The following is a 13318-nucleotide window of genomic DNA, read 5'->3' on the forward strand; positions in this document are numbered from 1 at the left end:
GCGCGTTATCTTGTTTTTAGTGTTCGAGAGAACGCAAGAGAGATAGAGAGAACCAGTTCCAGCGCCCTGTGGCCCCAAGCGAGGCCCGGGCGCTGGAGCTGTTTTAGGGGTCTGCAGGTTGGGGTGTGAAGGAAGAAGTGGGCGTCGGAAAGCGATGCAGGGCCCAGATTCGCGGTTATGGATCCTGCGGACTACTCCCCCCACCCCGCCGCCGCATACAGCGCGCATGCCAGGAGGAATGGCCACACACCCCATTGGAGCTGTGCGGCCGAATGTTGCGTGTCGGTTAGTTGTTTCCTAGGTAGCTCATCGCAGCGGCGATAAGGGCTTCGGTGCCGGTGCGCAGAGTGGGCTGGAGCAGCGGGGCGAAGTGCGGGCTGTGGTTAGGGACATCCTTTTCTTCTTCTCGGCCTGAAAATACCCAGAAACAGTAGGGAACGCCGAAGGCGCGGGCAATGGTGGAAAAATCCTCCGAGGCGGTGAGGGGCTCGGCATCAAGGACGCGGTCGGGGCCAAAGTAGGCAGTAAAGGCTTCCTGAAGGCGCTCCGTGGTGTCCTTATCGTTGCTGGTAAGCGGGTAGGAATCGTGGTAGCTGAACTCGGCGGGCTGCGGGCTGCCGGCGGCCTCGCACTCGGCATTGACGATGCGCTCGATGGCGCCGGTGATTTTATCGCGCACCTGCTCGCTATAGGCGCGCACATTGATCTTTAGGTTGGCCTCGAAGGGGATGATATTTGCTTTCGAGCCAGCATTGATGGCACCCACGGTCAGCACGCCGAATTCGGAGGGGTTGAGTTCGCGGGAGATGACCGTCTGTAAACGCATGACAATGGAGCTGGCCAGTACAACGGGATCGACGCTGAGGTGCGGCATGGAGCCGTGCGAACCTTGGCCATAAACCTTGACGTCCATGCTGACCGCGGTGGACATGAATGGGCCGGAGGCCAGCGCCACCGTACCGGCGGGAAAGTTGCTGGCAAAGACGTGTTGCCCCAGTACCACGTCCGGCGTGGCGACCTTGTCCACAAGTCCGTCATCCACCATGGACTGGGCACCGGCGGCAATCTCCTCGCCCGGTTGGAAAATGAGCTGTAGGGTGCCAGACCACTGGTCGGTGGCCTGCGCCATGAGCGCGCCCATGCCCAGCAGGCTGGCCACGTGGGAGTCATGGCCGCAGGCGTGCATGACGGGGACCGCGTTTCCTTCCTGGTCAACGGCGGTATCGGTGGAGGCGTAATCTAGGCCGGTATCCTCCTTAACCGGCAGGCCGTCGAAGTCCGCGCGCAGCATGACGGTAGACCCAGCACCGTTTTCTAAGACACCGACCACGCCGCCGCCTACTTCAATTTGGTGAAAGCCAAGCTCAGAAAGCTCGTCTTTGATGATGCCCAGCGTGCGCTCTTCCTGCATGGATAACTCCGGGTGCCGGTGGAGATCCTTATAGAGCGGCTCCTGCCAGGCCTTGACGGAGTCATAGTTGCTGCAAACGGTACGAACAGACATTGCTTCCTCCTGGTGGGGTCGCGGTCGATTGTAGGGGCCAGTGTAGTGGGGTGGGAGGAAGGTGGCGCCGGCAAGCGGGGCATCTTTGTAACGGCAGACATAGTTGGGCAGCGGAGCGACCAGCGCCATAGGGGGGTTGCGCTGCGACTTTATAGAACCTTTGATGACGTGTCCACCTTTAACTCATCGGCTTCTTATTATTCATCAGATGTTTGTTTTCTGTGTAGCTGGGTGTCACCTGCCCGCTCTAGATTGACCGAGTGACTTTTCAGGAAGACTCTCTCGGTGCCGGTGTCGCCGGCACTACAACCGCATCTCCCGCACGCGCGGAAAACTCCGGTGATTCCGCGGCGCTTGTCCGCAAGGCCAAGCGCAACCGCCACAAGGAATGGTTACTGGCCGCGGCGCTCTTAGCGCCGAACCTTATCTTGCTGGCTGTCTTTACCTACCGGCCGCTGCTGGACAATATCCGCCTCTCCTTTTTCAATTGGAATATCTCCAGCCCCACCTCCACCTTCGTGGGCTTGGATAACTATGTGGAGTGGTTTAGCCGCGATGACACGAAGACCATCGTGCTCAACACCCTGGTCTTTACCTTCTTCGCAGTGATTGGCTCCATGGTCATCGGCCTAGCGCTGGCCTTGCTGCTGAACCAAAACATCAAGGGCCGCAACTTTGCGCGCTCGGTGGTCTTTGCCCCCTATGCCATCTCCGGCGCGGCCATTGGCATTGCCTTCCAATTCGTCTTCGACCCCAACTTTGGCCTCATCCAGGAAATACTGGGCTGGTTCAGTGTGGACTCCCCCAACTTCTACGCAGTACCGGGCTGGGCCATGTTCATGGTGACCTTTACCTTTGTGTGGAAGAACCTAGGCTATACCTTTGTCATCTATTTGGCAGCACTACAGGGCCTGGATAAGGAATTAGATGAAGCTGCCGCTATCGACGGCACCGGACGCTGGCGCAAGTTCTGGCGCGTGACCATGCCGCAGCTGCGCAATACCACCTTCTTCCTATCCATTACGGTGCTGCTCAACTCCGTGCAGGTCTTCGACATCATCAACGTCATGACCCGTGGCGGCCCGCAGGGCAATGGCACGCAGACGCTGGTCTTCCAGATCTACAACGAGACCTTCGTCAACTTCCGCGCCGGCTACGGTGCGACTGCCGCCACCATCTTGTTCCTCATCCTGCTCATCATCACCCTGATCCAGGTCCGCATCATGGATAAGCGAGGTTAACCCCAACATGGCTACTTCTACCCTTCACATGGTCACGGATGAATCCCCCACCGCCCGCCGCGCCAAACTCATCGGCGGCTACCTGGGCATCCTGGCGGTCTTGCTGCTCATTGGCCTGCCGCTGTTTTGGATCCTCATGACCTCGTTTAAGGCCAAGGGCGATATTTATACCGACCCGGTCAATTGGCTTCCGCCGGTATGGGAGACTGAGAATTACTCCGACGCCACCACCCGCGTGCCTTTCTGGACCTACCTGCGCAACTCGGTGCTTATTACCGCAGTGCTATCCATCATCAAGATCGTGTTGGGAGTTATCTCCGCCTATGCGCTGGCCATCCTGCGCTTCCCGGGCCGCCACCTGGTATTCCTGCTGGTCATTTCCTCGCTCATGGTGCCCAGCGAAATCACCGTCATTTCCAACTACGCCCTGGTCAATTCCTTGGGCTGGCGCAATACCTTCGTGGGCATCATCGTGCCGCTGGCCGGCGTGGCTTTCGGTACCTTCTTGATGCGCAACCACTTTTTGTCCCTGCCCTATGAGCTGGTGGAAGCCGCCCGCATGGACGGCGCCGGCCCTATCCGCCTGCTCACCAAGGTGTTACTACCGGTCTCATGGCCCACGCTGACCGCATTTTCCGTCATCACCATGGTCAATGAATGGAATACCTACCTGTGGCCCTTCCTCATGGCGGATACAGAGGACGTTGCCCCGCTGCAGGTGGGTTTGACCATGCTGCAAAACAACGATGGCGTGACCAACTGGGGCCCGGTAATGGCCGCCACCATTCTCACCATCATCCCAATGGTCATCATCTTCCTGGCCTTGCAAAAGTACATGATTCAAGGCCTCACCACTGGCGCCGTGAAGGGTTAGAAGGCTTCTTCCCCACCCACGCTCGCCGTTTCCACTTGCTTTACTTTCCACCCCTTAACCACCCTTTTTTAAGGAGAACTACATGCTACGTCGCAAATTCCTCGCCCTAGCCTCCACAGCCGCTTCTGCTACCGCACTCGCAGCTTGTGCCGGCACCTCGTCCACCAATCCGCAGGGTGGCAACGACAAGGGCGGCGACGGTGAAGTCACCGAGCTGACCTGGTGGTCCAACCACCCGGGCACTTCCAAGGACATTGAGAAGGAGATCATCTCCCGCTTTGAAAAGGAGAACCCGGACATCAAGGTCAACCTCGTTGATGCCGGCAAGAACTACGAAGAAGCAGCACAGAAGTTCAACGCCGCGCTGACCGGCCAGGACCTGCCGGACATCGTGGTGCTGTCTGACGTCTGGTGGTACAACTTTGCCATCAATGACCAAATCGCCAACGTGGATGACCTTGCTAAGGAAGCGGGCATCGACCTGTCTACCTACGTACAGCCCCTTTATGAGGACTACAACTACGACGGCGGCCACTTTGCGCTTCCTTTCGCTCGTTCCACGCCGTTGTTCTACTACAACAAGGACGCGTGGAAGAAGGCCGGTCTGCCAGACCGCGGCCCGAAGTCCTGGGATGAGATGGATGAGTGGTCCAAGAAGCTGGCTGAGGCTGATTCCAAGATGAAGCCTTTTGGCTGGGGCGATGCCGTGGACTACCTGGGCTGGATCTTCCAGGGCCCGCTGTGGTCCAAGGGCGGCGCTTACTCCGATGAGTGGGATCTGAAGTTCACCGATGACAAGACCATCAAGGCCGTCGAATGGCTCAAGGACATCACCGATGAGAAAAACGGTTACTCCTACGTGGGCAATGACATGGCTATGGAGTTCGGCACCGGCCGCGCCGCCGCCACCGTCCTGTCCACCGGTGACCTGGCGGGTCTGACCGATACCGCCAAGTTCGAGCTCGGCACCGCCTTCTTGCCTAACCCGACTGGCGAAGGCGCCTGCCCCACCGGTGGTGCCGGCCTGGCTATCCCGGCTGGCATCAGCAAGAACCGCCAGCTGGCTGCTATCAAGCTCATTGACTTCATCACCAATGAGGAAAACACCTGCTACTGGTCCCAGAACGTGGGCTACATGCCGGTGCGCTCCACCGCGGTGGACAACGAGGACCAAAAGAAGTTCATGAAGGACAACCCGAACTTCGAAACCGCTATCAAGCAGCTGCCAGAGACCCGACCGCAGGACAATGCCCGCGTCTTCCTGCCCGGCGCGGACCAGGAAATCGGCGGCGCCTTTGAAAAGATCGTCACCAACCGCGATGACGTCACCAAGGTGCTGACCGATCTACAAAAGACCCTGCAGTCTATCTATGACAACCAAGTCAAGACCGTCATCAATAAGTAGGCTCTCGCAGCCGCCCCTTCCCCACTAGATTCTGAAAGGTAACCATGGCTACTGTCACCTTCGATGGCGCAAGCCGCATCTACTCTAAGGACGCGGAACGCCCCGCCGTTGACCGCCTCAACCTGGATATTGCCGATGGCGAATTCTTGGTCCTCGTTGGCCCATCCGGCTGCGGCAAGTCCACCAGCCTGCGCATGCTGGCAGGTCTCGAGCCCACCGACCGCGGCTCCATCCGCATCGGTGGTAAGGACGTCACCGGGGTCAGCCCATCGGACCGCGACGTGGCCATGGTCTTTCAGAACTATGCCCTCTACCCCAATATGTCCGTGGCGCAGAATATGTCCTTCGCGCTGGAAAACCGCAAGGTCCCGAAGAACGAGATTAAATCCCGCGTGCACGAGGCCGCGAAGATCCTGCAGATGGAAGACCTTCTTGACCGCAAGCCGGCTAACCTTTCCGGTGGCCAGCGCCAGCGCGTGGCCATGGGCCGCGCCATCGTCCGCGAACCAGCCGTATTCTGTATGGACGAGCCGCTATCCAACCTGGATGCCAAGTTGCGCGTTTCCACCCGCGCGCAGATCTCCAACCTGCAGCGCCGCCTTGGTACCACCACCGTCTATGTCACCCACGACCAGACTGAGGCAATGACCATGGGTGACCGCGTCGCCGTTCTCAACGCCGGCGTCCTACAGCAGGTGGATACCACCCGCACCATTTATGACCGCCCGCAGAACGTTTTTGTCGCCGGTTTCATTGGCTCCCCGGCGATGAATATCTACGACCTCACCCATAACTCCTCTGAGCTCACCATCGGCTCTACCCGCATTAATCTGGCCAACTACAACTTTGAGGGCGTGGAGACCGTCACGGTGGGCATCCGCCCGGAAGACTGGCAGCTAAGCGATACCGGCGATGGCGGGGCAAAGTTCACCGTCGCGCACGTCGAGGAGCTGGGCAACCAGACCTATGTCTATGGCGAGCTTGACGACGCCGCCGGCAACAGCTCCGCCGACGGCGTGCTCAAGTCCTCGACCCGGATGGGTGGCCAGACCGGCATTTTGGTCGATGCCCGCGGCCGCTATGCGGTGGGCGATACTTTCTACGTTTCCCCCGACCCGGACCGAGTGCATCTATTTAGCACCACTACTGGCGAACGCCTGAACTAGAAGTAGAAAATAGGCAGTTGACACCTTAGATTCTTATTTTTCCCTTTGCAGACAATAAGAAACTGATATATGCTCGCACGCATAAGTAACCCGCACAATGCCATTTACCACGGTTATTGCTGGGCATATCGCACTCAGCGAACCTTAAAATCAACCGAAAGGTAACTCACTGCCTATGTATTCTTTCAAGAAGCTTTCTGCCGTCACTCTGGCTGCAACCGCAATCCTCGGTACCGTCGCCGCACCGGCCGCCAGCGCCAAGAGCGACCCAGTTCGCTCCCTCATTGATCCAGGCACCTGCAAGACCATCACCAAGCTGGCCAACGATGGCAAGCCGGTTCCGGATCCTTCCATCCTCCACGATGAAGACTCCGTAAAGCCGTACTTCAAAGATGGCGTTTTGGAGTACAAGGTGGTCGAAAACTTCCCGTACCGCAAGCAGCTGGATGCCGCGGTTGCCGAGTGGAACAAGGCCCTCAAGGGCAAGGCTTCCCTGAAGGAAGTTAAGCCTTCTGAGGCTGATGATGACACCATCGCCATCATCTTCAAGCCCGACCCAAATGGCTACGTCCAGGGCGCTGCCTACCCAGATCACAAGATGGTCTTTATCAAGATTCCTAATGCCCAGTACCCAGAGGCAGTCCAGGGCACCATCGCCCACGAGCTGGGCCACATGATGGGCGCGGGCCACTCCTGCGCCGGCGCGCTCATGGCCGGCGCCAACCAGAATCCTATCTCCTACCACGTGACCCCGCTGGATGCGGCGGCTGTCATCCAGGGTCAGTTCGACTAAATCGCCTGACGCCTGCTTTCCCCTAGGCCCAGTACGGCGCCTAGGGGATTTTTCTGTCTTCACCCGGCTCCGTGTTGGGTAGGTCGCATTTAGCCGATTGCTTTAGGCAGCACACAGGACCACTGCTAACGTTTCCATTATTCAAAGGTTTGCAAAGGAAAAGGAACTCTCTATGGAAACGTGGGAACCTACACTATCTACCGGCCCGCTGCTGGGCATTGCGGTGGCCGCCATCGCCGTGATTTTGGTGCTGGTCATCTATTTCAAGCTCCACGCTTTTCTCACCCTGCTGGTGGTCTCGGCGCTCACGGCGCTGGCTGCAGGCATTCCGCTGGAGGGCATTGTGCCCACCATGACCGAAAGCTTTAGCTCCACACTAGGGTCGGTGGCACTGCTCGTAGGCTTAGGCGCCATGATTGGCCGGCTGGTGGAGGCCTCCGGTGGCGCCAAATCGCTTGCCGACGCCATGGTTCACCGCTTCGGCGAGGCCAAGGCTCCCCTTGCCCTCGGCCTGGCTTCGCTGATCATGGGCTTTCCTATCTTCTTCGACGCCGGCCTGATTGTGATGCTTCCGGTTATCTTCGCCGTAGCGCGCCGCCTAGACGGCCCCGTCCTTGCCTTTGGACTGCCGGCCGCTGGTGCATTTTCTGTTATGCACGTCTACCTGCCGCCGCACCCAGGCCCTGTGGCGGCAAGCGAGTTCTACGGCGCCGACCTCGGCCTCGTCCTCCTCGTCGGCCTGCTGCTTGCACTGCCTACCTGGTATATCTCCGGCTACCGCTTCGGCCTGCTTTCCGGCAAGAAATTCCCGCTGAAGGTTACTGATGCCATCGCCGGCCCGGTGCTTTCGGAAGAAGAGCAACCCCTCAAGCCGGCCTCTGCCCCAACGGTGATTTCTCTCCTACTGATCCCCATGGTGCTCATCTTCTTCAACACCGGCCTCAATGCCCTGGCGTCCTATGGCACCATAGATGCCGACTCCGCGTGGGTGCGGTTCTTTGTCATGCTGGGCCAGACCCCGATCGCGCTGCTCATCACCGTGCTCATTGCACTCGTGGTCCTAGGCCTGCGCCGCGGCGTAGAAAAGACTGCGCTGGAAAAGCTCGTCGATTCCTCGCTCGGACCCATCTGTTCCGTTGTGCTCATCACCGGTGCCGGCGGCATGTTCGGCGGAGTACTGCGCACTTCTGGCATTGGCGACGCCCTGGCCGATTCCCTCTCCGGTCTCGGCATCCCCGTTATCCTGGCCTGCTACCTCATCGCCGTGGCGCTGCGCTTAGCCCAAGGATCCGCCACCGTAGCACTAACAACGGCCGCTGCCCTCATGGTTCCGGCCGTGGAAGCCGGCGGCTTCAACGAGCTCCAACTCGCCCTAATCGTCGTGGCTACCGCCGCCGGTTCCGTCTTCGGCTCTCACGTCAACGACTCCGGCTTCTGGCTCGTCGGCCGCCTGATGGGCATGGATACGGTCACCACACTGAAGACCTGGACGGTCAACCAAATTCTGATTTCCGTCATCGGCTTTGCCCTAGTCTTGGTGCTCTACGCAGTAGCAGCGCTCTTTTAGGCCCCAGTCTTAATCCAAGCAGCAGCCTTTTGGGCAATCTCCTCGACTGGCCGCGTCACATCAAAGACGCGGCCAGTTTCGTCTTCTTCCAGCGGTTCCAAGGTATCGAACTGCGACTGCAAGAGCGACGCCGGCATAAAGTGCCCCGGCCGGTGCTGCATCCGCTCATGCAGCACATCAAAGTCGTCGTGTACGTGAACGAACACCACGGCTGGGCAGTACTCGCGAATCAAATCCCGGTACTTGCGCTTCAGCGCACTGCAGCCCACCATCGCACCTTCTGGCCTATCCGCCAGCCACTGACCAATCTGCTTCAACCACGGTTCCCGGTCCGCATCATTGAGCGGTGTACCTGCAGCCATCTTGTCGATATTTGCCTGCGGATGCATATCATCGCCATCGCGATACTCCAGACCTACCAACGGCGACAGCGCCTCCCCCACCGTTGTCTTGCCCGAGCCGGATACTCCCATCACTACGATGTGGCGGAAAGTGTTCTGGTCCATGGTGGCTCCTTGCGTTGATTGTGTTCCTTTCAAGTTTAGGCAGAGCCCTCGAACTCAGGTTAAACAACCGCATCTAGTGCCGAGGCCAATATTTTTCTCAAGATGTAAAACAGCCACGTTATTGCCTCAAACTGATGGTTCAAGGGCTATAACGTGGCTGAAAGTTGGATGGCTCGCGGGGCCGAAGGTGACCTAGCCGAGGTTTTTGAGGGCGTCGATAACTAGGCGCCAGAAACCGGCGTGGTCGAGGGTGGTGGCGACTTGGGTGTGGCAGGAGGCGTCGGCAGGCTCGCGCAGATCGGTGACGGTCATGCCGGTGGTAAGGGCACCAGCAAGCTCGACGTGGACCGGTGCCTTGCGGGCCTGGACGATGTCCGGATCGATGAGGTAAGCGATGGTGCACGGGTCGTGGACCGGTGGGTTATCAAAGCCTTGGTTGGCCTGGTAGGCCTTGCGGAAGAAACCGAAGAGGCCCACGACGAACTCCGAGACAGGAGTATTTAGCGCCTTGATCTCGGCTTCGACCTCCGGGGTGGCAAGCGCCTGGTGGGTGAGATCCAGGCCCACCATGGTGACGGGCCAAGGCTCTTCGAAGACGATGTGCGCGGCCTCGGGATCGATCTTGATATTGAATTCGGCGACTGGGGACCAATTGCCCTCGTGGTAGCCGCCGCCCATGAGGACGACTTCCTTGACGCGCTCGACGATGCGCGGCTCCTTGCGCGCTGCCATCGCAATATTGGTAAGCGGGCCGGTGGGCACCAGAGTGATGGTGCCGGGCTCGTGGGACATGATGGTGTCGATGATGAAGTCGATGGCGTGGGCGTCGGCAAGCGCGGTGCTTGGCTCCGGAAGTTGGACGCCTTCCACGTCCATGCCGGTGGAACCGTGGATAGCTTCGGCAACCTCAACAGGGCGCACGAGCGGACGATCGCAGCCGGCATAAACCGGAACCTCAGGATGACCAGCGATTTCCTTGACCACCAGGGCATTGCGGGAGACCTTATCCAAGGTCTGGTTGCCGCCCACGGTGGTAATGCCCAGCAGCTCGATGGTGGGGTTCCCCATGGCTAGGAGCAGGGCCACCGCATCATCGTGGCCGGGATCGCAGTCCAGAATGATTTTTCGCGTCATGTCACGAGCCTACTTTCGGGCGTTGACAGCCGCCACGGTGTCATCAATAGACTCCGGTCGCGGAATGAGGAAGGACAAGCCCAGGGCCGCAAACAAGATGATGACGCCGGCAATCATTCCCGCGCGGTAGCCGTGTTCGAAGGAACCGGAAACCGCAAAGAGCACCGCGAAGGACAGGCCCGCGCCTAGGTTGAAGGCGCCGGCGTTCATGCCGGGAAGATAGCCCTGGTTATCGGCCGGCGAAAGCACAATACCCAGTCCGTTAAGCATGATATTGGCAATGCCCGCGTAGGTCACGCCCAAGAAAATTGAGACGAAGAGCAGGCTCCACGCGTTCGGAAAGCCCACGACGAAAATGGAGATAATCAGGCCGACGACGGTGCCAATGAGGCCGGTTTGCAGGACGTACTTATATCCCAGCTTGGAGGCCATCCAGCCGGCAATGGGGCCGAAGACTAGGCCGGCGAGGGCGTACGGAGTAAGGGTGACCCAGGAAATGGTGCTGGCGGAAATGCCGGCACCGGCGTCTGGGTCCTGGCCGAGGTTTGGAATGAGACCGTTCATTACTGCAAAGACGCCGGTCATGGTGAGCAGCGTGGTAGAAAGCAGTGCCCACGTGCGGCGCTGCTTCAGGTAAGCCACCGGAACGAGCGGATCTGCGACCTTCTTCTCCACATTCCAGAAAGCCCAGAAACCGGCGGCGCCGATGAGGATGAGGATGATGACGAGGAACCAATTGGCCTCGGCAAGCTTGCCGGCCTCGTTGAATGCGGTGAGAACGCAGCCCAGCGCCACGGCAAGGGGCACAACGCCCGCCCAATCCATGCGTGGGGTTTCGGTGGCCGTGGATTCCTTGGTAAATACCTGCACCGCTACTACTGCGATGGTGCATAGTACTGCCATGGTCCAAAAGACCGAGCGGTAGCCAAAGTTGCCCGCCAGCCAGCCGCCAGCTAGGGCGTCCACGCCAGCGATGCCACCATTGACGGAAGTGACAATTCCCAGCAGCAAGGCATACTGCTGTTCATTGAGCACTTGCTGGCGCAGCATAATCAGGCACAGCGGAACCGTAGGTCCTGCCACGCCCTGGATGATGCGGCCGATAAGCAGCACGGCGACGTTCGGTGCGACGGCAGAAGCCACGCAGCCCAGCGCAGCTACCGCCATCATGCCAACGAGGACCTTCCTGCGACCCATGAGGTCACCCCAGCGCGGCAGGAATAGTGAGAATAGTGCCGCGGCCGTAAAGAATGCCGTTTGCGTCAGGCCGATCTGTGCGGTGGTAGCGCCTAGCTCGTCTTCCATCGTCGCCAAGGCAGGCGAGAGCATCGACGCATTGAGCTGGAAAGCGAACACCGCCGTAAGCAGTGCGAACATCAACGGGATATAGGAGCTGGGCTGGAGCTTTGGCGGCTCAGAGGCGGTGGAAGTCATGGCTTTAAACGTAGTTGATGAATCCTGCGCTCGATAGTGGAAAGCTTGGCTCAGCTAGTTCTCGCCCAACACATGAAAAGTATTGCTTAACGCTCCAGATATTTTCTAATTGTCTACTATCCATAGTTTATGAAGACTCTCTCCTATATCGTCACTGCCGCAACGGTGATGCTTTCTTTAGCCTCCTGTACCTCTCGAGGGTGTCAGGAAGTTTGTGTGTGAGGCTCTGATCTAGAAGGAGTTTCACCGATAATGACTACGGTGTCACCGAAGAAAAGCCATGACCCGGCGAGGGTCAATGAGATCAGCGAGAAGCTGATGGAAAACCCTGAAATCGCCAGCTTGATCAGCGAGCTGTCGAGCTCCGCTGATGATGCAAGCGAGCTGGTCAAAGGCCTGCTGCAAGCATCGATCAACGCTGGCCTTAAGGCGGAGATGGATGCACACTTGGGCTACGGCCATTGCGACCGCAAAGCGAAATCCCAGGTCGAAACCACACAGGAGAATAATCACCGTAACGGGTCGTACACCAAGACCGTCAATTCTGGCTACGGCGCAGTTGAGGTGACCGTGCCCAGGGATCGTGCCGGCACGTTTACTCCCCGCATGGTGCCCAAGGGTGCACGCAGGCTCACAGAGCTCGACGACATGATTATCTCGCTGTATGCCGGTGGGATGACCGTGCGCGATATTCAGCACCATCTCGCAACCACCCTTGGGGTGGATATGAGTCCGGATACGATCAGCACCATTACCGATGCGGTCTTGGACGAGGTCATGATCTGGCAAAACCGCCAGCTCGACGAGTTTTACCCGGTGATCTTCCTCGACGCGCTACGCGTCAAGATCCGTGACGGCCACCGCGTGGTCAACAAGGCTTGCTATATGGCGGTTGGTGTCGATATGGACGGCATCAAACACATCCTGGGATTGTGGATCGCGGACAATGAAGGCGCCGCATTCTGGGCATCGGTGTGTGCGGATCTGGCCAACCGCGGTGTCCAAGACGTGTTCATCGTGTGTTGCGACGGGCTCAAAGGCCTGCCTGAAGCAGTTGAGGCAACCTGGCCGAATTCCATGGTGCAGACCTGTATTGTGCACCTGATTCGGGCTGCGAACCGGTGGGTGTCCTACCAGGACCGCAAAGGCGTCTCCCGCGCGCTGCGTGAGGTCTACACAGCCGCTAACGAGGACACCGCACGTGCCAGCCTGGATGCTTTCGAGGCCAGTGAACTTGGCCGGAAATACCCCCAGTCGGTCAAAGTCTGGCGCGACGCCTGGGAGCGGTTCGTACCGTTTCTGCAGTTCCCACCGGCGGCACGCCGGGTGCTCTACACCACCAACTCGATCGAATCGCTCAACGCCGAACTGCGTAAAGCTACCCGTAACCGGGGCCAATTCCCGAACGATACAGCCGCACTAAAGACGCTGTGGCTGATGATCTGCAACATCGAAGACAAGCGCGGGGTTGCGTCCCCTAACGTGGTGTATCTGTAGCCCGCGGTAAGTCTTGTGCCGGTGTGCATGAAGGCGACCATCGCGGGTACCTTTCGAATCAACTCTTACCTATCCTCGAAAGGAAGTACCCTGCGATGGCCGCTGACCCTCATCATATCGATCCGACCGCGTATCTCGAAGAGCTACTGACTCAAGCGTCCCCAGATTTGATGCGCCAAATGCTCACTGACTTCATC

The 13318-nt window shown here is 58.8% G+C and carries 10 protein-coding genes and 1 pseudogene; 7 read left to right on the plus strand and 4 right to left on the minus strand.

Features of this window, described 5'->3' with window-relative positions:
• Positions 1–286: 286 nt before the first annotated feature.
• A complete protein-coding gene (locus QP971_RS09910; protein ID WP_284811622.1) occupies positions 287–1504 on the minus strand; it encodes an amidohydrolase in 1218 nt (405 codons plus the stop codon).
• 260 nt (positions 1505–1764) lie between these two features.
• Between QP971_RS09910 and QP971_RS09915 the strand changes: the two genes are divergently transcribed.
• The 6 genes from QP971_RS09915 (at position 1765) to QP971_RS09940 (ending at position 8550) form a co-directional block, all read left to right on the plus strand.
• Positions 1765–2745, plus strand: a complete 981-nt coding sequence (locus tag QP971_RS09915; RefSeq protein WP_284788591.1) for a carbohydrate ABC transporter permease — start codon at positions 1765–1767, stop codon at positions 2743–2745.
• A gap of 28 nt (positions 2746–2773) precedes the next feature.
• Positions 2774–3619 (plus strand): carbohydrate ABC transporter permease, encoded by an 846-nt coding sequence (locus tag QP971_RS09920; protein WP_239235176.1) that lies wholly within the window; start codon positions 2774–2776, stop codon positions 3617–3619.
• Positions 3620–3701: 82 nt separating this feature from the next.
• Entirely contained in the window at positions 3702–5024 is a 1323-nt protein-coding gene (locus QP971_RS09925) for an ABC transporter substrate-binding protein (RefSeq protein ID WP_269954382.1), read from the plus strand.
• A 44-nt stretch (positions 5025–5068) separates the two neighbouring features.
• The gene (locus QP971_RS09930; protein ID WP_284811624.1) at positions 5069–6190 is read left to right on the plus strand and encodes an ABC transporter ATP-binding protein; all 1122 of its coding nucleotides are present in this window, start codon (positions 5069–5071) and stop codon (positions 6188–6190) included.
• 175 nt (positions 6191–6365) lie between these two features.
• Positions 6366–6983 (plus strand): zinc metalloprotease, encoded by a 618-nt coding sequence (locus QP971_RS09935; protein ID WP_269954380.1) that lies wholly within the window; start codon positions 6366–6368, stop codon positions 6981–6983.
• Between the two features lie 172 nt (positions 6984–7155).
• Positions 7156–8550 carry a GntP family permease gene (locus QP971_RS09940; protein ID WP_284811625.1) on the plus strand — a complete coding sequence of 465 codons (1395 nt, stop codon included), beginning with the start codon at positions 7156–7158 and terminating at the stop codon, positions 8548–8550.
• Here QP971_RS09940 and QP971_RS09945 read toward each other — a convergent pair.
• The 3 genes from QP971_RS09945 to uriT all read right to left on the minus strand — a co-directional run bounded on the left by QP971_RS09945 (position 8547) and on the right by uriT (position 11624).
• A complete protein-coding gene (locus QP971_RS09945; protein ID WP_284811627.1) occupies positions 8547–9056 on the minus strand; it encodes a gluconokinase in 510 nt (169 codons plus the stop codon). The two genes, QP971_RS09940 and QP971_RS09945, sit on opposite strands and share 4 nt — an antisense overlap.
• A 192-nt stretch (positions 9057–9248) precedes the next feature.
• Entirely contained in the window at positions 9249–10190 is a 942-nt protein-coding gene (uriH, locus tag QP971_RS09950) for a uridine-preferring nucleoside hydrolase UriH (RefSeq protein ID WP_284811629.1), read from the minus strand.
• A 9-nt stretch (positions 10191–10199) separates the two neighbouring features.
• A complete protein-coding gene (gene uriT, locus QP971_RS09955; RefSeq protein ID WP_284811631.1) occupies positions 10200–11624 on the minus strand; it encodes a uridine transporter UriT in 1425 nt (474 codons plus the stop codon).
• A 252-nt stretch (positions 11625–11876) separates the two neighbouring features.
• On the opposite strand from uriT, the pseudogene QP971_RS09960 reads away from it, so the two are divergent.
• Positions 11877–13088, plus strand: a pseudogene (locus QP971_RS09960) (IS256 family transposase); the annotation flags it as partial.
• Positions 13089–13318 lie beyond the last annotated feature (230 nt).

It is taken from the genome of Corynebacterium marquesiae, assembly GCF_030229635.1.
GTDB lineage: Bacteria > Actinomycetota > Actinomycetes > Mycobacteriales > Mycobacteriaceae > Corynebacterium > Corynebacterium marquesiae.

Bases quoted from the DNA above. Each gene is read 5' to 3' on its own strand.
- QP971_RS09910 (WP_284811622.1), bottom strand. From the start codon at position 1,504: ATGTCTGTTCGTACCGTTTGCAGCAACTATGACTCCGTCAAGGCCTGG.
- QP971_RS09920 (WP_239235176.1), top strand. From the start codon at position 2,774: ATGGTCACGGATGAATCCCCCACCGCCCGCCGCGCCAAACTCATCGGC.
- QP971_RS09925 (WP_269954382.1), top strand. From the start codon at position 3,702: ATGCTACGTCGCAAATTCCTCGCCCTAGCCTCCACAGCCGCTTCTGCT.
- QP971_RS09930 (WP_284811624.1), top strand. From the start codon at position 5,069: ATGGCTACTGTCACCTTCGATGGCGCAAGCCGCATCTACTCTAAGGAC.
- QP971_RS09935 (WP_269954380.1), top strand. From the start codon at position 6,366: ATGTATTCTTTCAAGAAGCTTTCTGCCGTCACTCTGGCTGCAACCGCA.
- QP971_RS09940 (WP_284811625.1), top strand. From the start codon at position 7,156: ATGGAAACGTGGGAACCTACACTATCTACCGGCCCGCTGCTGGGCATT.
- QP971_RS09945 (WP_284811627.1), bottom strand. From the start codon at position 9,056: ATGGACCAGAACACTTTCCGCCACATCGTAGTGATGGGAGTATCCGGC.
- uriH (WP_284811629.1), bottom strand. From the start codon at position 10,190: ATGACGCGAAAAATCATTCTGGACTGCGATCCCGGCCACGATGATGCG.
- uriT (WP_284811631.1), bottom strand. From the start codon at position 11,624: ATGACTTCCACCGCCTCTGAGCCGCCAAAGCTCCAGCCCAGCTCCTAT.